The organism is Okeania sp. SIO2B3 (assembly GCF_010672525.1).
Taxonomy (GTDB): Bacteria; Cyanobacteriota; Cyanobacteriia; order Cyanobacteriales; family Microcoleaceae; genus Okeania.
This window is the reverse complement of sequence record NZ_JAAHGH010000010.1, coordinates 20,942-42,214: the sequence shown is the minus strand read 5'-3', so window position 1 is coordinate 42,214 and position 21,273 is coordinate 20,942. Positions and strand designations below refer to the sequence as shown.

The window sequence follows — 21,273 nt, the reverse complement described above, 5'->3', positions numbered from 1 at the left end:
TTAGCTTGTTGTTATAATCCCTGACCAGAACACCTTGTTAAAAAATCAGAAATAATAACTGGTACAGCTTCATAATTGCGAAGTTCTCCCACAGGAAAATCAGCAGAAATATGTGCTAAAAAAAGTCTGGCATCTTTCTCATAACATTTATAAAGTTCATCAGCTAAAACTTCATCATAACTGGGAAGTTCTCCCGCAGGAAAATCAGCAGAAATATGTGCTAAAAAAAGTCGCGAATTTTCCTGATAACATTTATAAAGTTCATCAGCTAAAACTTCATCTGTAATAAACCCGCTTGCTTCAAGCTTTTCCTTATGTGAATCTATTAGAAAAAGAAGATTTTCTTCTAAATCCCCACTAGACAATAATTCCTTATTTTTAGATAGAAGAGAAATACAAAATTGCATTCCCACGATAAATTGTTCCCTTAATTCCTTGATATCGCTTTTAGCTATAAATATCTCTTCAAGAACTTCACGACTTAGATTTTGTCCTTTAAGAATCATTTCATCTAATTCAGCTTTGCGCTTTTGTGTTTCTTGATCTTGATAGAGACTAAGGAAAAATTCAATGGGACTTCCCAAAGGACCAGCTAGTTTAGAAAGTGCTTTAGCTAAAGCTTGTAAATAGTTTCTTGCCATTTTATTGAAGTACCAGATATTTATTTTATTTAATTTCTTTTATTGAACACGAATAGAAAGGTCTACTCTTTATCCTTTAGTCCTGAAATAGCATAGATATACAATACCTAAGCTTGAATTCTTGGTTCTGCCATACTTTGTTGATTTGTTAATGGCAATACTTATATATCACTCGATAAATTACCAATTCCAGATAACCTATAATGAATCAAATTTTAACAGGAAGTTTAACGAATTATTTTTTCATTCATTGGGTGCATCTAAATTTTGAATAAAGCCAAAAATTTATAGTTTTCAAGGAAAAAGCAATAAGCAACAGGCAATAGAAAAAAAGTATTTTTACAAATATTCAGATGCACCCTATTTATTAAAGAACTGAGAGATGATAGCTAATACCTAAATGCTTACAAATAATTTTTCATTCCTTAAAAATCTGAGAGCTGACTGCTAATACCTAAATACTTACAAACGCCGTAAAACAACAATTGAACGTTCCATCACAGGAATAGGAACTTCACCTTGATATTGCTTACCATTTTCCACAAAACGAGACTTACTCGTATCAACAATAACTACCCAACTTCTATCTTGAAACTTAGGAGGAATTGTAAATTCTATCAATTCATAATGAGCATTAAAAAATATCATAAAACAATCATCAATAATCCTTTCCCCACGCTCACCACTAGCAGGAATTTCTTCGCCATTTAAAAAGATACCAACAGCCTTAGCAAAATCAATATTCCATTGTTCCTCAGTCATTTCTCCACCATCAGGATTATACCAACCTATATCATTCACATCCGAACCATGAATAGCACGACCTTGAAACCACTTACGTCTATGAAATACCGGATGTTGACAACGGAAATAAATTAACTGTCGAGTAAAATCTAATAAATCTGAATTTTCTACCTGTAAATTCCAATCCAACCAAGAAATTTTATTATCCTGACAATAGGCATTATTATTACCTTTTTGCGTCCGCCCAAATTCATCTCCTCCTAATAACATTGGTACGCCCTGAGACAACATTAAAGTCACCAAAAAATTACGCCTTTGACGGTTCCTTAAATCCAACACTTCTTGGTCGTCAGTTTCCCCTTCCTCTCCAGAATTCCAAGAACGATTATGTTCTTCTCCATCATTATTATCTTCCCCATTTGCCTCGTTATGTTTTTCGTTATAAGTAACTAAATCATTCAGAGTAAAACCATCATGAGCAGTTACAAAATTAATACTCGCATGAGGCAACCTACCATTAGAAGCATATAAGTCAGAACTACCCGTAAAACGATAAGCAAATTCAGCTAATGTTTCCTCTTCTCCTCGCCAAAAATCTCTAACTGCATCTCTATATTTACCATTCCATTCCGACCACAATAGAGGAAAATTCCCAACTTGATAACCGCCTTCCCCAACATCCCAAGGTTCAGCAATTAATTTCACATTGGAAATAACTGGGTCTTGATGCACAATATCAAAGAAAGCTGCCAAACTATCCACTTCATATAATTCTCGCGCCAAAGCAGAAGCTAGATCGAATCTAAAACCATCAACGTGCATTTCCGTCACCCAGTAGCGCAGACTATCCATAATTAACTTCAATACCTGGGGATGACGAACATTGAGAGAATTACCACAACCAGTAAAATCCATATAGTAGCGGGGGTCATCTTCTACTAGACGATAATAAGCAGCATTATCAATACCTTTGAAAGATAAAGTCGGACCGAAATGATTACCTTCTCCAGTATGGTTATAAACCACATCCAATATCACCTCAATACCAGCTTTATGTAAAGCCTTGACCATTTGTTTAAATTCTCGAACTTGCTCCCCTGCTTTACCACTAGAACTATAACCACTGTAGGGAGCAAAATAATTAATAGAGTCATAACCCCAATAATTAGATAATTCCTTATCAACTAAATGTCCTGGGTATCGGAGAAAATGATGTACAGGCATTAACTCTACTGCCGTAATACCTAGAGATTGGAGATAAGCGATCGCTGTTGGATGTGCTAACCCTGCATAAGTACCCCTCAGATTTTCTGGAATGTCAGGATGCAGTTTAGTAAACCCTCTGAGATGAATTTCATAAATTATTGTTTCGTGGTTGGCAATATTTAATAATTGGTCATTTCCCCAATCAAAACTTTCATCAATTACTACAGCCTTTGGCATTAGATGAGCATCATCATCTAAGGTGCAGGCTAAATCTTTTTCTGGGTCATCCCAAGAATAGGCAAATATTTCTTGACCATAGAGTATATCTCCATCAATTGCTTTTGCATAAGGGTCAATTAGTAGTTTATTGGGATTAAAACGATGACCTTCGGATGGTTCGTAAGGGCCATGTACTCGAAATCCATATCTTTGACCTGGACCTATACCTGGTACATAGCTATGCCAGACAAAGTTACTAACTTCTGTCAGAGTGAAGCGTGTTTCTTTATTTTGCTTATCAAATAGGCAAAGTTCAACCTTAGTAGCATTTTCAGAGAATATAGCGAAGTTAGTGCCTTTACCATCCCAGGATGCTCCTAGAGGATATGGTTTTCCAGGCCAAAGTGGTACATACATAGATAAATTGAGAATTCTCCAGAATTAGAGGTATTTTTTTATATTTTATAACAGGAAACGGGGGGAGCTATCCAGGGTGAGCTATCCAGTGCGAGCTTCTAGCTCGCCAGAATATTATTAAAATTGTCAGAACATTATTAAAATTGTCAGAACATTATTAAAATTGTCAGAACATTATTAAAATTGTCAGAATATTATTAAAATTGTCAGAACATTATCAAAATTGTCGCCTGGTTTTGTATTATTAATACGCGAGCAAGATGCTCGCACTGGGTGGCAAAAAAATCACCATCAAATTCCCAGGATATAATTAAAATTTCTACCGATTTTGTATTATTAATACGCGAGCAAGATGCTCGTGCTGGGTGGAAAAAATCACCATCAAATTCCCAGGATATAATTAAAAATTCTACCGATTTTGTATTATTAATACGCGAGCAAGATGCTCGTGATGGGAGGCAAAAAATCACCATCAAATTCCCAGAATATAATTAAATTTATATCAATTTTGTATTATTAATACGCGAGCAAGATGCTCGCACTGGGAGGCAAAAAATTACCATTAAATTACCAGAATATAATTAAATTTATATCAATTTTGTATTATTAAACGCGCGAGCAAGATGCTCGTGTTGGGTGGCAAAAAATCACCATCAAATTCCCAGGATATAATTAAATTTATATCAATTTTGTATTATTAATACGCGAGTAAGATGCTCGCACTGGGAGGCAAAAATCACCATCAAATTCCCAGAATATAATTAAATTTATATCAATTTTGTATTATTAATACGCGAGCAAGATGCTCGCACTGGGTAGAAAAAATCATCATCAAAATTATGAAAAAATCTCCTAAATTTCAATTTATAGAACCTACTTATTTCATCACATTTGTCACCTGGGAAAGATCAGAATTAACCCCAGAAGCACGGGAAATTGTTTTAAATTCATTCTTATTTTTTCACAAACAAAGATATCAAATTTTGAGCGTCGTAATTATGCCAGATCATGTACATTGTTTAATCATACCTTTTCCCAAACAAGAATCAGAATATTGGTCAATTGGAAGTATTCTGCATAGTATTAAAGGCTATAGTGCCAAGGAAATTCCTAAAGTTATGAAACACATTGGTAAAGTTTGGCAAGATGGCCGACATGAGAGATTAATTAAAAGTCAAAAAGAAATGATAGATGTCTGGAAATACATCAGACAAAACCAGGTTAAAGCTGAATTAGTAAATAAACCAGAAGAATATCCTTTTTTCTGGGAATTAGACAGAAATTCATCCCCATATTTTCAGAATAATTAAAATTCCTATCCAGGGCGAGCTACCGAGGGCGAGCATCTTGCTCGCCAGAATATAATTTCAATTTCCAGAATATAATTTCAATTCCCAGAATATAATTTCAATTCCCAGAATATAATTTCAATTTCCCAGAAGATAATTCAATTCCCCAGAAAATAATTCAATTTCCCAGAACATAATTTCAATTCCTAGAAAATAATTCAATTTCCCAGAACATAATTTCAATTCCTAGAAAATAATTCAATTTTCCCAGAACATAATTTCAATTCCTAGAAAATAATTTCAATTCCCAGAAGATAATTTCAATTCCCAGAACATAATTCAAATTTCCAGAACATAATTTCAATTTCCCAGAAGATAATTTCAATTTCCAGAACATAATTTCAATTTCCAGAATATAATTTCAATTTCCAGAACACAATTTCAATTTCCAGAATATAATTTCAATTTTCCCAGAAGATAATTCAATTTTTCCAGAACATAATTTCAATTCCCAGAACATAATTCAATTCCTAACAGGTTTGGTATTATTATTAAATAGGCGAGCAAGATGCTCGCACTGGATAGCTGATAACCGATAACTGATATGACTCAATGTTTAAATCCTGACTGTTTAAAACCTAACCCCCCACAAACAAAATTCTGTCAAAGCTGTGGTGAAAAATTAGTTTTAGCCGAACGTTATCGCGCTCTAAAAATTATTGGGCAAGGAGGTTTTGGCAGAACTTTTCAAGCAGTAGATGAATACAAACCTTCAAAACCTTTTTGCGTAATTAAACAATTTTTTCCTCAAGCACAAGGAACTAAAACTTTAGAAAAAGCTGCTGAATTATTTGCTCAAGAAGCTGAACGTTTAGATGGTTTAGGTAGACATCCACAAATTCCCGAACTTTTGGCATATTTTACTCAGGATAATCGACAGTATTTAGTACAAGAGTTTATAGACGGGCAAAATTTACAACAGGAATTAGAAGAATCGGGAGCTTTTGATGAAAGTCAAATTTTGGAGTTGTTAAAAAGTTTATTGCCCGTGTTGGAATTTATTCATTCTCAGCAGGTAATTCACCGAGATATTAAACCAGAGAATATTATTAGGAGAAAGAATAATAATCAATTTTATCCAGTGCGAGCTTCTAGCTCGCCAGAGAAAATTAATCCAGTTCAAGCTTCTATCTCGCCAGAGAATAATATTATATTGGTAGATTTCGGGGCAGCTAAATATGCCACTATGACTGCTTTAGGAAAAACAGGAACTGTTATAGGTTCTGCGGGATATGTTGCACCAGAACAAGCAGTAGGAAAAGCAACTTTTTCTAGCGATATTTATAGTTTGGGTGTAACTTGTATTCATTTATTAACTGGAGTAGAGCCTTTTAATTTATTTGATGTGAGTGAAAGTGAGTGGATATGGCGAGATTATTTAAAGTCGAGTGTGAGTGATGAAGTTGGAAAAATCTTGGATAAAATGATTCTTGGAGCAACTAACAAAAGGTTGAAAAATACAGGAGAAATTTTATTTCTTATTTTACCTAAATCTCAAATAAAAAAACAGTCTACTTTTCCATCGCAAATATCTCAACCATCAATTATTGATCCTACCACTCAACTACAACAACAATTTACTTCTCCACCACAAATATCTCAACCATCAACAGCAGAATCAGACAAAGGAGAGCTATTTACTTTTGATGTTGTTACTGTCGATAACTCAGGCAATATTATTAACCGTACCCAGGGAAGTGCTAGGCAAAAAATAGAAGATTTAGGTAATGGAATTAAATTAGAAATGGTTTATATTCCTGGGGGAATTTTTCTCATAGGTTCGCCAGAAGATGAAGCTGAAAGAGACTCTAATGAAAGTCCGCAACATCAAGTTACTCTCCAACCTTTTTATATGAGCAAATACTCTATTACTCAAGAACAATATTTAGCTATTATGGGTGAAAATCCTTCTCGCTTAAGAGGAGGAAACCGCCCAGTACAACCAGTACAAAAGGTGAACTGGCATAATGTTAGAGAGTTTTGTACAAAGTTATCTCTGAAAACTAGGAAAACTTACGCCTTGCCAAGTGAAAGTCAGTGGGAATATGCTTGTCGTTCAGGTACAACTACTCCTTTCTATTTTGGAGAAACTGTAATGCCTGAGTTGCTTAACTGCAATGCTTTTATCCCTTATGGCAATGCTCCTAAAGGTAAATCTCGAAAACAAACAACTGATGTGGGAAGTTTTCCACCTAATGCTCTTGGTTTATATGATATGCACGGCAATGTCTGGGAATGGTGTCAGGATATTTGGCATAGTAATTATAATGGAGCGCCTACGGATGGAGGTGCTTGGGAAACCGGAGGAGATACTAATAAAAGAGTTCTCCGTGGCGGTAGCTGGGAGAGCTATTCTAGGGATTGCCGGAGTGCCAAGCGCTACAACTGCAATATCGACCTCTGCTTCAGAAATTTTGGTTTTCGCGTCATCTCGCCTGTCTTTCATTCCTAGGATCTTCCCCTTTTCTGTCTTTGTCCAATCCATCCGTGTATCCGTGGCAGAATCCTTGTATGCCATTTTCTATCTTTACCTTATCATTCTTGAAAGCTCCAAAAAAAATATAAATATCTTGCATCTCCCCAAAAATAGCGAAAATCATTTTGTGAAGCAATGATAGTATAAAAATAAAAAAGATAAAAATGTTAGTAAGAGAGGCCAAGCTATTAAACGGGACTTCAAATCAATATAAATCCTTGGACGAAGCTATCCGGACAGCACAGTTTATTAGAAATAAAGCTGTTAGATACTGGATAGACAACCAAGGAGTAGATAAGTCGCGTTTATACAAACTGAGCAAAGAGTTAGCTAGTGAATTTGCTTTTGCAAACAAATTAAATTCATCAGCTAGACAAGCCTCAGTAGAAGTAGCTTGGACTTCGATTAGTAACTTTTATCGTCGATGTAAGGAAGGAGTTAAAAAGAAGGGATACCCTAAATTCAAAAAGCATTGTCGGTCTGTAGAATATAAACAATCTGGCTGGAAATTATCAGATGATTGTATGTTTATAACTTTTACTGATAAGTTTCAATCTGGTAAGTTTTCTCTGTACTGTGATTCAGAAACAAGGGAAGATTTATTTAGATTAAAAATTAATCGGGTGAGAATAGTTAGACGGGCAGATGGCTATTATTGTCAATTTTGTATAGATGCTGATAGGAAAGAACCAGGAAATTATACTGGGAATTTTATCGGTATTGACTTAGGATTGAAATATTTCTACAAAGACCAAAATGATAATGCAGTTGTTTATCCTCAATATTTAAGGAAGTCAGAGAAAAAATTAAAACGTCGGCAACGACAATTAAGCAAAAAGTTTGTTAAGGGCAAGAAACCTCAATCAAACAATTACCATAAAGCTAGGAAAAGACTGGGGAAATGTCATTTGAAGGTAAGTAGACAGCGTAAAGACTGGAGCATTAAGCAAGCCCGGTGCGTAGTGGCATCTAACGATGTTGTCGTCTATGAAGACCTGAAGATACAAAACATGGTCAAAAACCATCATTTGGCAAAGTCAATATCTGATGCAGCGTGGTATCAATTCACTCAATGGCTAGAATATTATGGAAAAATTTGGGACAAAGCGGTTGTCTCCGTAAATCCCAAATTCACTTCTCAAGACTGTTCTAATTGTGGGCATAGAGTCAAGAAAACTTTGTCAACTCGTACTCATGTTTGCCCTAGCTGTCATGTTGAAATATGTCGTGATACTAACGCAGCACGAAACATCTTGAAGCGTGGATTAGAAATAATAGGTATTGAGTGGAATCAAGGTACTGAAGGGCATTCAGGAACCTCCGACTATTCGGGAACGCTTGAGGAGACTACCACCTCTGCTGTAGATGGGCAACCTGAAGCAGTAAGTGGTGTCGGTGAATCAAGAATCACAGATGTGTGAGAATCCCGCGCTGTAATTTTTAATTCAGCGCCGGGAGTATGTCAATAGGTGGGCAAAAATAATTAAAGATAGAAAAAATGAACTACATCATCTTGTCCAATCTATTAATACGCTTCAACAATCGTATAAAAGCAAACCCCATCACAACAACCACTAAAATCAAAGCAAATGCTAGACCAGGCTGATTATTAACATAGAGAATAGTCGCCGACAAAGTAAAACCACTAATAAGCAGGGCATAATTAGTACCCATTTGCACATTACTAACCCGCCGAACCAACCTATCTGTTTCCGTAGCTCGAACCCGAACCCTAATATCCCCCTGCTCCAACTTATCAATCGCATCCTCAATACGACGAGGCAAACCCAAAGCAGTAGAACTAACCTGAGCCGCTTGACGACCTAGTTCATTAAAAATAGTATTTTGAGAATTTCCATCAGACATCAGCTCCATGGCAAACGGTTGTGCCACCTCCATAAAATTAAACTCTGGGTCCAAACCCTTACCAACCCCCTCCAAAGTAGAGAAAGCTCGCATCACAAAAGTAAAAGTTGCCGGAAAACGGAAAGGTTGGTCATAAGCAACCTCATACAAATCATCACTAATAGCTGTGATTGACTGAGCCTCAAAGGGCTTATCCATAAAATTATCCAACATATATTGGATCGACCGCCTCACAGGACCCATATCTCCAGTAGGAGTTAACGCTCCTAAGTCTATGAGAGAGACAACCACTCTTTCAGCATCTTTTGAAGCAATGCCATAAAGAGTTCCCATAAGTTTTTCCCGGATATTGGACTTAATTTGCCCCATCATGCCAAAATCGTAGAAAATTAATCCCCCTTCCGGACTAACAGCAATATTGCCCGGATGAGGATCGGCATGGAAAAACCCATCATTCAAAAGTTGTCGTAAGTAAGCTTCAGCCCCCATTCTAGCCAAAGCTTTGCGGTCTTGACCTGACGCTTCGAGAGCTTCATAATTACTAATTTTGATACCTGGAACATACTCTAATGTAAGTACCCGTGGTGCTGAATACCGCCAATAAACTCTTGGTACTTTTACCCAGTTACATTCTCGGAAGTTACGGCGAAAGGTATCAGCATTGCGACCTTCGTTGAGATAATCTATCTCAAGCCACAGAATTCGGCAACATTCTTCATAGATACCCAACCAATCTCGGCCACGACCCCATTCGGGGTGGCTTTGAAAATAACGAGCTACCCCTTTAAGAATAGTTAAATCAATTTGGAATAGTTTTTTCAGCCCTGGTCTTTGTATTTTGACTACTATATCTTCACCAGAATGAAGTTGCGCTCTATGAACTTGACCTAAACTCGCCGCAGCTAGGGGTACTGGTTCAAAGCTATGGTATAGTTCGTCTGTCTTTTTTCCCAGGTCTTCTAAGATTATTGTTTCTACTTGTTCGTAGTTGAAAGCGGGGACTTTATCTTGGAGTTTTGAAAGTTCTTCGACGTACTCAACAGGAAATAAGTCTGCACGAGTAGAGAATAGTTGTCCCAACTTGATAAAGGTGGGGCCTAATTCTAGCATTGTCTCTCGTACCCAAATTGCTTGTTTGCGGCGTCTGAGATTTTTCTTTTCTTCTGTTACTCCTCCTCGGTAGCTCCAATTTTTTTTGTCTATCCATAGCCAGGTTAGCCAGGTGAGAAAAAAAGCCCAAATATCAATGTAACGACGCTGGCGAGAATAATTTTCTCTATTCCAGCGATAAGCTTTATTACTATAGGATTTTGTGGAGACTTTGGTCATTGAGCCTCCAGTTGTATAGTTAGCTTGTCCCTTGCGGTTAATGATGTTGTCATCAAGGAGAACAGACACAGTAGCAGTATATAATAATTTATGATATGATTAAAGTTTAGCTGATAGCAATGGACAAAGTTAGTGGTCGGATTGTCTTTAGACAGAACCACTACGATATTTTTGTAGTTCCGATCTAACTTGAGCTACTTCAGCTCTTAAGTCGTCGATTATAGCTTGTAGGTCTTTGGGTTGATCGTTTAAGTTGCTGGAGCTACTGATATTATTTTCTGCTTGAGCTTCCCGGTCTGCTCTTTCTAATGCTTCTTCAATGAAACTTCGTAAATTCTCTCTTTGCTCTGCATCAAATTTTCCTAGTGCACTAAGAGAATTGGTAACAACATTTTCTAGTTGTTCGTAAACTCCTTCTGCAATAGCTCTACCAACGAAAAATGCATGAAGTGGTGATTTACTCATAATTAAAGTTGTCTATCTTGAGAATTTACTAATTAATTTTGATTGATATTTTCTGGAAAAGCAAGGCCAATCTGTTTTTATTTTTATTTGCTTAACAAGTTTTCTATTAATTTTTCAATTATGCTACTTATGGTTAAGCAAATTTCAATACTTTATGCTTGATTTATTTACTATATATTTACTATAAAAATATTTTAATCACCACCCTTTGAAAATCCTTCTAATTATTTACTTTATTTGTTAATCTTTTCCAATTTTTGAGACCTAATTATCTCAGTTGGTGATTACAGCAGTGCTTTTCCTGCACGGTAGACCACAGGAGGGACTAACCATGGTTAGTCCCTACAGGGTTCATAATTGTGTGTGACGATGTGGTTCATCAATATGAAAAGTGCTGTAATACTCTCATAATTGTAAAGTATTGTATCACATCATCTTATAAATATCCGAATCTTTCAGTTAGCAAGATATTACTTAGCTTGATTTTTCTAGTCTGGACTTACAGATGTGTTATGTTATGTCCGGTTGAATACTTATAAATAACTACGGAGTCCTCAGGAGTCAACCCACCCCTAACCCCTCCTGGGAGGATAGGGGAAGGAATGAGTCAGGAGGGAAGAAGAAGGAAGAGAAGAGGAAAGTTTTTTATTATTAATTAAACGGACATGATATTATGAGTACAATGATCATACAGGCCATTTCCAATAGTTAATGAAAATCTTCCCCAGATTAAAGTGTTATAGAATCCAAGTATATTTATCTACTCTAAAGACCAATTCTATTTAGCTAATACCAGAATAGAAATTTCTAGAAAAGAGGGAACAGGGAACAGGGAACAGAGAACAGAGAACAGGGATAAATAATTGACTTGATTTTGAATTTTTTGAGATGTCTATCTAATAGTAACAGTAGGGAAGAGGAAGGGATGAAGAAGAAATAAAGAAAGAAAAAAATCAGAAATAATGATAGAGATATATGGCAACTAGGATTTGAGAAACTCTTTCTATGCAGATTTTTTTAATATTATCTTTGATCATTGATATAACTAGCTGTTAGCTGAATTATTATATATTATATATTTATTTGAAAGTAGCGATCGCTCACTATAGCAAGTATCATATCTGGTAGGTAGTATATAATTTTTAGTATTAACTCAATTTGACTCAATTAATGTGAGATAATTGTGAGAAAAGAATGCTCAAAACATTTATGCAAAAATTTAATTTATCTGTAAAAAATCAAATTAATAGTAGTAGTCATCAGGATATTGATTTTGTTGTTGATATTTTTGATAGTTATACTCAAGAGGTTTAGATTGATAGTCAGAAGGGTAGTCTAATTTTTCTAGAAAATCAATTTCTTCATTGACAGAATAATTGTGGCTAGGTATTTGAGTTTTTAAATCAGAAGAATAATATGGCTGATTTGACTCATAATTATCCCCATTAAAGTCAGACAAACTATTAGGAAAAACTGCATCTCGGTCAACATAAGGTTTAGGTAATTTGTTCAATTTTGGTGGAGTTGTAGAGTAAGTTTTTACCGAAGGAGAATCAAAAAGAGGAGTAGATGGATCGCGGTCTCTGAAAGTATAGTCGTACTCATTTTTCAGAGTTTCTAGTAAATTACTTGTCGTCAAAGATACTGTTTTTTTGTTAGTTTTTGCATAACTATAACGAAGGGTAATCTCAAAACCTATCCACCCAAAAGTTGCTGCTGTAAATAGAAACACTAAAAAAATCGTCAATTGCAAAGAAAGTTGATTAATCCAATTGAAATTATTTTCCAAAGAACAATTTTTTAAAATATGAATTGGAGCTATATTATTTTTATAATTATTCTTAATTTTTGATTGATCGATCAGATTATTTGCCATTTGATTATTCATCTTTGACTTAAAGTTAGTATCTATTAAGCCATAATTACTATTAACTTCACAACATCTTTCTTTTGCCTGGTCTTGTTGTTTATTTACCTCTGAAATATCTGACTTATCAAACAGTAGTGCAAACCAACTTTCCAAAGTTTGAGGTCGTTTTTGAAGGTCTATTTCCAATCCTTTGATAATCGCATTCTCAATATTTTTCGGAAGATTCGTTTCAAGTAATCTTAATTCAGTTGTAGACACTATAAGTGTTTGAGGAATAGCTTCATCACTGAGCCTTAAAGCTGCAGGAGTAGGAGCTTTACCAGTAAGTAAATAGTATAATGTAGCAGTTAAAGCATAAATATCTGCTGCGGGGGTTAACTTTTGTTCTAGATCGCACTGTTCAGGTGGTGCATATCCCACAGAAAATAAATTAGCATAAGTTTGCCTAATTCCAGTAGTTAAGTCACAGGTAATGCCAAAATCAGTGAGTATCACTGTATTAGTTCCTGCTTGCCTAATAATATTCTTAGGTTGTATGTCCCGATGTAAAAAACCATTTTTGTGAACTACTGATAGAGCTGAAGCAATTTGATGTACATAATCAATAGCTTCGTTGGGATGAAGTTTATGGCCAGACTGTATTAAATCAGCCAAATTTTGACCAGGAATATAGTCCATTACCATGAAGAAAAGCTGATCTTCCTCAAAAAAGTCCCACACTCTAACCATGTTAGGATGTCTCGAGTTTGCTAGAAGATTAACCTCAGCTATAAATTGATGCTGAAATTTAGCAAAATCTTGATGATGGCGTAGACTTTCATTCAGGGTTTTCAGGACAACAATTTGATTGAGTTGATGATGAATAGCTCGGTAGGTTATACCAAAGCCTCCTTGGCCTAAGATACTATCAATAGTATATTTTCCTTTTTGAAGGACAACTCCTGGTTTAAGATTCATAAACACTAATTTTCACAAAAGCGTTACTTATGAGAATACAACAATATTTTGTAGTTGATTCTGCTTGATTGATTATAGATGAAGTTTCTCAAATTGGAAAATCTTGATATGGATCGGGGTGAAAGAAAGTGGTTAAGCACTAGCCGGAAAGAGCGGAATTAGCTAATCTAAATTAGTAAGTATTTGAGGATGGTAAAACAAGAAAATAAATCAATATAAATATGAGTGAAAAAAATTCTGAGTCCGCACTTAGTCTACCTAAAAAAAATTTTGTCCTAGGTTTACCAATACATTGTATTGATGACTACTCTGGTTATTTACTTTCTCGATTAGAGAAGGGACTGGGAACTCATGTAGTGACACTCAATGCTGAAATGGTGATGCAGGGAGAGAAAAATCACGTCTTGGCTGAGATAATCAGTCGAGCTGAATTGGTAGTTCCTGATGGGGCTGGTGTTGTTCTATACTTAAGGCTTAAGGGTAAATCTGTACAGCGTTGTCCTGGTATTGAATTAGCAGAGAGTCTTTTGTGGCAAGTACCAAGACAGAATCCAGACAACTTGGTATTTTTCTATGGAGGAAAACCAGGGGTAGCTATGAAAGCTGCAGACATTTGGCAACAAAAAGTGTCACAGTTAGCGGTCGCTTGTCAGCATGGTTATTTATCTCCGGCAGAAGAGACAGAATTGCTCAATACTTTAGCACAATTGCAGCCGAAACTAATATTTGTAGGTTTAGGAGTACCTCGTCAGGAGTTGTGGATTGCAGAACATAAACATATTTGTCCTCAAGCAGTCTGGATTGGTATTGGCGGTAGTTTGGATATATGGGCTGGAGTGAAGGAAAGAGCGCCTGCTTGGTTTTGTGACAATTCCTTGGAGTGGTTGTATCGACTTTATCAAGAACCTTGGCGCTGGCGACGAATGTTGGCTTTACCACATTTTGCTTTGAAGACTTTAATGGACGTGAAATTTTAGTAATGATTAAGGCCATGATAATATTTATAGTTGATAATTTAACCTAATTTGTAGTTAAAAGTCAACTATTAATTTTCACTTCTAGGGATAATTTTCATCAGGAGCAAGAAAGTCTGATTGAAATTTTGTGGAATTTATCACTTTTATGAAGTACAAATTTCTCAATTTTAGAAAGTGAGGAATAGAGAATAGGCAAAAGAGATGAGGGTATTTGGTATTAAAATTAGTTGTTATTTTTGTCTATTCTGAAGCCTTAAGTATTTGATCTTTATTGGTCAAGTTTTTAATAATTAATACCAAATTCATTTCTAAGTTGCATAGAATAATATTTTAATCAGAGTTGAGTGTAAATTGAGACAGACAAGTTAATAAATTTCATAATTCTGTGGAGCCTCACATAAAATTGGTATCAAACCTAAAACCTAAAACTTCATTCTATGCAGTCTTACATAAAATTGGTAGTAAGTTATCTGCAAAGCATATAAAAAATTTAGATAGGTAAAGGCAGGCAAAAAAATCAAACAAACTGTACAGTTTATGTCATATAATTTTGGTGAAGTTAGTATCAATAATGCTATTTCCTAAAGCTAAATAAAAAAACTGTGATATAACAGCCATATATAAAAAATCTAGCGATCGCTCTGAAGAAGTAAAACTTAGTAAAGTACAAAATTTTATTCATCAACTAGGAGTAAAAAAATCATGAATTTTGAATATGAATATCAACGATGCTTAGAAAAACTAAAATGGGCAACTGGGAAATTACAGGTAGAAGTTCAATCAGAAAAACTTGCTGAAATTGCCGAGTTAGTTGTCCAACCAATGATGAGTCCCTGGCGTTATTTTCATACTCCAGATCATATATTTGAAGTGGGAGGTTCACAAGATGCGATTGAAGTATTAGCTGCTTTATTCCATGATGTAGTCTATCTACAAATAGATCATAGTGTGAATTTTAATCTCAGTTATTATATTACTCCTTATATTAAAGAGGTACAAGGAAAGTTAAAAATCAGGGAAAAAAATGAATTACCAAAAGACCGAACTTTTGAAATAATAACATCTGTTTTTGGTTTTGTTAGTGGTCAGGCTTTGTTACCTTTCGGTGGGCAAAATGAATTTATGAGCGCTGTTGTTGCGACCAAAGCAATGGAAACATTTTTGACACCTAAACATCTGTTGAAAATCGCTGCTTGTATTGAAGCGAGTATTCCATTTCAACCTATTTCAGAAGATGACTTAACTGCTACTGAACGTCTCTATCAAAGACTTAGAGAAACTAATATTAAGTGGAATCTTAATTTAACTGATGCTGAACTATATCAAACAATAAAAAAATCAGTTAGACTCTCTAATCGAGATGTTATTGGTTTTGGTTCACCTAGTTCAATTTTTCTAGATAATACCTGGAATTTATTGCCAGAAACTAACCACAATCTCATTAATGGTAATTCATACACTATTTCTGAGTACCGAATTGCCTTAGAAAAAACTGAAGGTTTTATTAAATCTTTAAATCCCAATTTAATTTTTCGCAAATTCGATGGAGAACCCAATGAAAAAACTTACAGAAGTTTGGTTAATCAGGCGAAGAAAAATCTAGAAATTGCTAAAATTTATCTGGGAAGTAAAATTTTCACTCTAGGTTTTATTGAGGCATTATCTATGCGATTAGGCTTGAATATACCTCTTTCAACAATGATTGGAGAGTTGCCAACTCAAGGATTCGACCCTGCTCATTTGGAGAGTTTTTTACCAGATATTCATAATCCTTATCAACCTAAAAATAGTTTAGAACGTGAAGTATTAACTTTGTTGGCAGATGGGCGATGTCAAAATGCAGCTTATGATATGAGAAACTCACCCTTGAGTACATTTATAGTTAGATATATAGGATTTGAAGAAGTAAAAAAACAAAGGGAAAGAATTAAGGAATTATTTCAAAAAATTATTTCTCCTGAAGATTTTATTGATGGCTGTAACCAAGATTTAGTGAAAATGATTATTGATGGAGTTTTAGAATTATTTGAGAGTCGTAAACAGGCAATTAGTGGGGTAAAAAAAGGCAATTGTATTCACTGGAATAAACATTAATAATACCAGTAATATAGCAATCCGATTCCAATTGTAATATTTCTGTGGTAGTCAGGAATTAGGAGTCATAATTTTCAAAGTTTTTCGTCAATCTTAACTATTATAAAAATTCTCACAAATCATTTAGGATTGCTATAGATGAGAAAATAAGGTGTGGAGGAGATGACAAGCTAGTATTTTTGATAACAGGATTTAGTGTAATCAACTCTTTCGCATACTATATTGTAGAAATTGTAGAACTAAAAAAGAAATTAAACTAGGTAATATAGTGTTTTTAAGGAACTGTAAAAAAACTTTCATTAATTGATAATGGATAATGGATAATTACAAGAAGGTTAAAACCGTTACGGAATTGAATATAAGGAAATATTATTTCTTCTCTTGGTCGATGGTCGGACAGCTCCGAGACCTCGCCATCCCACCCTACGGGAAGCTGCGAAGATAGAACTCCGTTCCGCTGTCGCGTTTCGCGTCAGCGTTGCGTTACGCCAGTTTTGCGAAGCAAAAGCAAACGACCGCTGTCTTGGTCGATGGTCGGACAGCTCCGAGACCTCGCCATCCCTCGACCGCTTTTTCCCCGATCAAGGGGAGGCTTCAAGGCGCGAATTATTTAATTATTAATTATTAATTATTCGGTAAAAATATGAGTGAAATAGCAGACAAACTGCTCAAACAAGGGATTTATCAATATCAAAATCATAAATTTGAAGCAGCTTTGGAATCTTGGCAACAAGCATTAGCTATCTACCAAGAAATTTCCGATCGCCGAAAACAAGCCGCAGTTCTAGGAAATATTGGTGTTGCTTATGACGCATTATTAGATTATCACTCAGCCATAGAATATTATCAGCGACACTTAAATATTGCTAGAGAAATTCAAGACCGAGAAGGAGAAGGAAAAGCCTTAGGTAATTTAGGAAATGCTTATTATGCTCTAGAGAATTATTCACAAGCAGTTGTATACCAACAAAAACGTTTGACGATCGCTCAAGAAATGCAAGACGAATTTGGTTGTGAACAAGCCTACTCCAGTTTAGGGATAGCTTATCATGGTTCGGGAGAATTTGCCCAGGCCAAAGAATGTTATCAACAGCAGTTAGCTTTTGCGAAGAAAATAGATAATTATACTAGCCAAGGGGATGCCTTGTTTAATCTCCGGTTAGTATACCAATCAATGGAGGATGCTAGAAAGGCAGAAGAATGTAGACAACAACAGATAGCGATCGCCAAAGAATTATTATCAAAGCAACTGGGCAATAATTTTACAGAAATTGCTCAAACTGTAGCTCTAAACTCTACCACAGATTTTGCAGGTAGCGATCTAAGTAAGATAGACCTCCAATATACTAATTTTGTTGGCGCAGACTTACAAAAGACTAATCTCAGTGGCGCTAACTTAACCCTTGCTGACTTAAGTGGAGCTAATCTTAATGGTGCGAATTTAAGCCAAGCTAATCTCTGTAATGCTAATTTACGAGATGCTAAACTTGTAGAAGCTTATCTCAAAGATGCAGATTTGCGGACAAAATTACCTCGTGCTGATTTAACCAATGCTAACCTCAGTGGTGCTGACTTGAGTAGTGCTTATCTGCCCAGTGCTAAATTAGTCAATGTGGATTTAAGTAATGCTTCTTTACAAAATGCTGACCTCAGTGGAGTTAATTTAAGTAGGGCCAATTTACGCGGAGCTAATTTAAAACGGACAGATTTAAAAGATGCTATTTTAGAGAAGACAATATTTGCTCAAAATATAGGTATTTCTGAACATCAAAAGCATGAATGGGTAGAACGAGGGGCATTGTTTGAGATTTCAGATTGACATTCTCTCCCGTTAAATCAAAGATTATAATGGGAGAAACCCAAACCTCACGATTTAGGGTTACTGCATGAGTGGCACTTATCTAGATTGTTTGCAACCACCGACAGTACGCCAACGAGGGTCAATTTCTGCTACCATATGCATTGGTCGCAGTGACACCTCGATGACAAATCACTTTTGCTGCTGCCACATCACGATTGATTGAGTAGTGACATTCAGGGCATTTATGTTCCGCGCTCAGACAGGTCTTTTTTACCTGTATGCGCTCCACAGTTCGGACAAATTTAACTGGTATATCTGTAGTCTACCTGGCCAAAATCAACCCCTCGTTTCCTGCATACCCAAGCCAAGAGACTTGAAAAACTGACCGAACCCTGCATCTAAAGTATGTTTACCTATAGTCATCCCAGTTAAGATTGAGACAAGGGTTTCTTGCCTAGAAAGAGTTTCAGCTGAAAAAGTGTTCCAGTCTTATTCAGAATGACTATAACATTCCTTTGGCCCAGATTCTCAAGTCTAGGTCTTCAACGAATATCATTCCAGCTTGGTAACACAAATGATGAGCTAGCTTAGTATTATCATGTCCACATTGTATCATAATTCTATCTCAATGGGGTGCTTATTGTTTGTTTAGTCGTGATTCATCTCCTGGTAAATCGGTGATTATACTGGAAGTCCTCTCGCTCCATTTCAGATAAAAGAATAAGCGTTGCTGATGTTTACTTCTTTCCTACTCGTCTACTCCTATGGTCAATAAGGCATTGCATAGTTGCGGGATGATTTTATCAGAGAGAATCAACTATAATCCCCGTGTTGACCTGTCCTCGTGTCCCCGTGTCGGCCTCAATCATCCCAGTATTCAGCAACGCCGTCATAAAATGTAGAAAAGCTTTTGAGAAATGGTATAACGCCCTCCACCCCTCACACTCTAATTTATCCCACAAATATGCAACGCCTTATTTATCTAGGGTTTGCGCTTAAAAGTCTTTTAGTAGGGGTAGGAGACAGGAGACAACCCACCCGCGGGCCCCTCCCAGGAGGGGAGAAATGGCTCGGGAGCGAGGAGGTAGGAGCTAAGTTTTGTTCCTTAATTTTTCTGCCCAAATCTTGACCAAAATCCGCTCCTAAATTGAACCATTACCACATAAAACCTCGCACTTTAAAAGGCTAAAACCTTTATCTATAAAAACTCTTAGATTTAATCAGCAAGCCCTATCTATCTCCTGAGTTATGACTCCTGACTTCTGAGTTCTGACTCCTGACTCTCAAATGATTTTCCGGTAGTGAAAACTGCTATAACAATTAAAAATATAGCTGAGAAAATTGTTGATTCTATGACTGCTATTGAAGGATTATGGCCTCATAATATTAGCCCCAATCGACTCGCTGTGCTAGAAAGAAAATTGGTGCTTTGGTTGCGATCGCAAAAATTTGACTCTAATTTAACTTCTGAGTCGTTGCAATACAAATCTTCAGAGGAATTACAAACTTTGATATTGTCTGCAACTACTGCAGGTTGTGATTTTTCAGAGTTTAGAATAATAATCAAGAGTGTAGTTGAAGCTGATACAGAAAATTTACTGGAGTTAGCAAATATCGCTGGTATAAACCCTGCCTTAGATTTTGCAGGAGCTAAGTTATTAGGAGTTAATTTATGTGGTGTTGACTTGAGTGGTGCAAACTTGTATGAAGCTTATCTACGGGGTGCAGATTTAAGTGATGCAGATTTGAGTGAAGCTAATCTTGGAAAAGTGAATTTAGGTGGAGCAGATTTGAGTGGAGCATTGTTAAGTAATGCTGATCTAACTGAGGCAAATTTGCGTCGTGTTAGTCTAGCTTTAGCTAATTTGAGTGGGGCAAATTTGAGTGGGGCAAATTTGAGTGAAGCTAATTTGAGTAATGCCAATTTAAGTGATGCAGATTTGAGTAATACTAATTTAACTAATGCCGATCTAAGTCAAGCTGGATTAGCATTAACAAATTTAAAAGGAGCTAATTTTCAGAATACAAAAGTAGAGAATGCTAGGTTATGGCATGATTCTGGTTTATCTGATGAAATGAAGCAAGATTTAATTAATCGTGGAGCGTTTTTTGAGGATAATTAGAATCAGAAAAAAAATCATTGGCGTTGCTGAAGCGCGTGTATGATATTAATCTTAATTATTTAGGGTTTGCGCTTCACTAGTCTTTTAGTAGGGGTGGGAGACAGCTATACTGGAGACAACCCACCCGCGGTGCCCGACCGTGGAGGGGAGGGGAAGACAGGAGAATGGGAATGAACGAGGAGGTAGAAGTAAGAATTGTAAGAATGATTTTTCTGCCCAACTATGCGCCTAAAATACGCTCCATGCATGAGCGTTTTAGACTGAAACAGGCGCACTGCAATTCGACTCCAAAAAGGCACTTGTCTTGAAATTTCAATGCTTTTAGATTTAATCAGCAAGCCCTATTTAGGAGTCAACCCACCCGCGCGCCCCTCCCAGTAGGGGAAGAAAGGAGTCAGGAGTCAGGAGGGAAGAAAGAAGAAGAAACCACGAGTAGAAGGAGAAAGTTTTTTGTTTGCTGGCGCACAACTTTCCTGTCAGAATGCTATCGCAAACGTTAACGCGAAGCGTTGCATCAACATCATCGCGGAGTGCGGAATGGAGTTCTATAGCGCTCTTATCCGAACATGATATCATATCTCAAATCACCAACGCCAAATCATCTAATTAATAATTATCAATCTTATTGATTTTGTATTCTTTCTCAGATGCTTCTGTTTATCCTAGCTGATGATTTTTTAGTAATTTTTGAGAGTACAGATGAAATGGTACAAATTAACCATGAGAAAGTTTGCTAGAT

13 protein-coding genes and 1 pseudogene are annotated in these 21,273 nt (G+C 36.0%); 8 read left to right on the top strand and 6 right to left on the bottom strand.

Going from position 1 to position 21,273, the window contains the following annotated elements; all coding sequences use genetic code 11:
* Positions 1-11: 11 nt before the first annotated feature.
* Together F6K15_RS11810 and glgX are read right to left on the bottom strand one after the other, a co-directional pair.
* Positions 12-641: a hypothetical protein gene (locus F6K15_RS11810; protein ID WP_293060980.1), complete on the bottom strand. Its 630-nt coding sequence runs from the start codon at positions 639-641 to the stop codon at positions 12-14.
* A 462-nt stretch (positions 642-1,103) separates the two neighbouring features.
* On the bottom strand, positions 1,104-3,227 hold the full coding sequence (gene glgX / locus F6K15_RS11805) for a glycogen debranching protein GlgX (RefSeq protein WP_293060978.1): 2,124 nt from the start codon (positions 3,225-3,227) through the stop codon (positions 1,104-1,106).
* A gap of 273 nt (positions 3,228-3,500) precedes the next feature.
* Between glgX and F6K15_RS11800 the strand changes: the two genes are divergently transcribed.
* From F6K15_RS11800 to F6K15_RS11785, 4 genes are all read left to right on the top strand, one after another.
* Positions 3,501-3,722, top strand: a complete 222-nt coding sequence (locus F6K15_RS11800; protein WP_293060976.1) for a hypothetical protein — start codon at positions 3,501-3,503, stop codon at positions 3,720-3,722.
* 344 nt (positions 3,723-4,066) lie between these two features.
* Positions 4,067-4,537 carry a transposase gene (locus F6K15_RS11795; RefSeq protein ID WP_293060974.1) on the top strand — a complete coding sequence of 157 codons (471 nt, stop codon included), beginning with the start codon at positions 4,067-4,069 and terminating at the stop codon, positions 4,535-4,537.
* Between the two features lie 583 nt (positions 4,538-5,120).
* The gene (locus F6K15_RS11790) at positions 5,121-7,028 is read left to right on the top strand and encodes a bifunctional serine/threonine-protein kinase/formylglycine-generating enzyme family protein (protein WP_293060972.1); all 1,908 of its coding nucleotides are present in this window, start codon (positions 5,121-5,123) and stop codon (positions 7,026-7,028) included.
* 188 nt (positions 7,029-7,216) lie between these two features.
* Positions 7,217-8,473: a transposase gene (locus F6K15_RS11785; protein WP_293060971.1), complete on the top strand. Its 1,257-nt coding sequence runs from the start codon at positions 7,217-7,219 to the stop codon at positions 8,471-8,473.
* Between the two features lie 82 nt (positions 8,474-8,555).
* Here F6K15_RS11785 and F6K15_RS11780 read toward each other — a convergent pair whose 3' ends face one another.
* The 3 genes from F6K15_RS11780 to F6K15_RS11770 all read right to left on the bottom strand — a co-directional run bounded on the left by F6K15_RS11780 (position 8,556) and on the right by F6K15_RS11770 (position 13,539).
* On the bottom strand, positions 8,556-10,316 hold the full coding sequence (locus F6K15_RS11780; protein WP_375341061.1) for an ABC1 kinase family protein: 1,761 nt from the start codon (positions 10,314-10,316) through the stop codon (positions 8,556-8,558).
* Positions 10,317-10,394: 78 nt separating this feature from the next.
* Positions 10,395-10,712 (bottom strand): DUF6825 family protein, encoded by a 318-nt coding sequence (locus F6K15_RS11775; protein WP_293060970.1) that lies wholly within the window; start codon positions 10,710-10,712, stop codon positions 10,395-10,397.
* 1,243 nt (positions 10,713-11,955) lie between these two features.
* Complete coding sequence (locus tag F6K15_RS11770) at positions 11,956-13,539, bottom strand: serine/threonine-protein kinase (protein ID WP_293060968.1); 1,584 nt, start codon at positions 13,537-13,539, stop codon at positions 11,956-11,958.
* A gap of 221 nt (positions 13,540-13,760) precedes the next feature.
* On the opposite strand from F6K15_RS11770, the gene F6K15_RS11765 reads away from it, so the two are divergent.
* The 3 genes from F6K15_RS11765 to F6K15_RS11755 all read left to right on the top strand — a co-directional run bounded on the left by F6K15_RS11765 (position 13,761) and on the right by F6K15_RS11755 (position 18,429).
* Entirely contained in the window at positions 13,761-14,516 is a 756-nt protein-coding gene (locus F6K15_RS11765) for a WecB/TagA/CpsF family glycosyltransferase (protein WP_293060966.1), read from the top strand.
* A gap of 702 nt (positions 14,517-15,218) precedes the next feature.
* Positions 15,219-16,610, top strand: a complete 1,392-nt coding sequence (locus F6K15_RS11760) for a hypothetical protein (protein ID WP_293060964.1) — start codon at positions 15,219-15,221, stop codon at positions 16,608-16,610.
* Positions 16,611-17,253: 643 nt separating this feature from the next.
* Entirely contained in the window at positions 17,254-18,429 is a 1,176-nt protein-coding gene (locus F6K15_RS11755) for a pentapeptide repeat-containing protein (RefSeq protein ID WP_293060963.1), read from the top strand.
* 47 nt (positions 18,430-18,476) lie between these two features.
* On the opposite strand, the pseudogene F6K15_RS11750 reads toward F6K15_RS11755, so the two are convergent.
* Positions 18,477-19,000: pseudogene (locus tag F6K15_RS11750) on the bottom strand (RNA-guided endonuclease InsQ/TnpB family protein); the annotation flags it as partial.
* A gap of 712 nt (positions 19,001-19,712) precedes the next feature.
* Here F6K15_RS11750 and F6K15_RS11745 point away from each other — a divergent pair.
* Positions 19,713-20,534 (top strand): pentapeptide repeat-containing protein, encoded by an 822-nt coding sequence (locus tag F6K15_RS11745; protein WP_293060961.1) that lies wholly within the window; start codon positions 19,713-19,715, stop codon positions 20,532-20,534.
* Positions 20,535-21,273: the final 739 nt, after the last annotated feature.

Bases quoted from the DNA above. Each gene is read 5' to 3' on its own strand.
- F6K15_RS11810 (WP_293060980.1), bottom strand. From the start codon at position 641: ATGGCAAGAAACTATTTACAAGCTTTAGCTAAAGCACTTTCTAAACTA.
- F6K15_RS11790 (WP_293060972.1), top strand. From the start codon at position 5,121: ATGACTCAATGTTTAAATCCTGACTGTTTAAAACCTAACCCCCCACAA.
- F6K15_RS11760 (WP_293060964.1), top strand. From the start codon at position 15,219: ATGAATTTTGAATATGAATATCAACGATGCTTAGAAAAACTAAAATGG.
- glgX (WP_293060978.1), bottom strand. From the start codon at position 3,227: ATGTATGTACCACTTTGGCCTGGAAAACCATATCCTCTAGGAGCATCC.
- F6K15_RS11785 (WP_293060971.1), top strand. From the start codon at position 7,217: ATGTTAGTAAGAGAGGCCAAGCTATTAAACGGGACTTCAAATCAATAT.
- F6K15_RS11755 (WP_293060963.1), top strand. From the start codon at position 17,254: ATGAGTGAAATAGCAGACAAACTGCTCAAACAAGGGATTTATCAATAT.
- F6K15_RS11765 (WP_293060966.1), top strand. From the start codon at position 13,761: ATGAGTGAAAAAAATTCTGAGTCCGCACTTAGTCTACCTAAAAAAAAT.
- F6K15_RS11775 (WP_293060970.1), bottom strand. From the start codon at position 10,712: ATGAGTAAATCACCACTTCATGCATTTTTCGTTGGTAGAGCTATTGCA.
- F6K15_RS11795 (WP_293060974.1), top strand. From the start codon at position 4,067: ATGAAAAAATCTCCTAAATTTCAATTTATAGAACCTACTTATTTCATC.
- F6K15_RS11770 (WP_293060968.1), bottom strand. From the start codon at position 13,539: ATGAATCTTAAACCAGGAGTTGTCCTTCAAAAAGGAAAATATACTATT.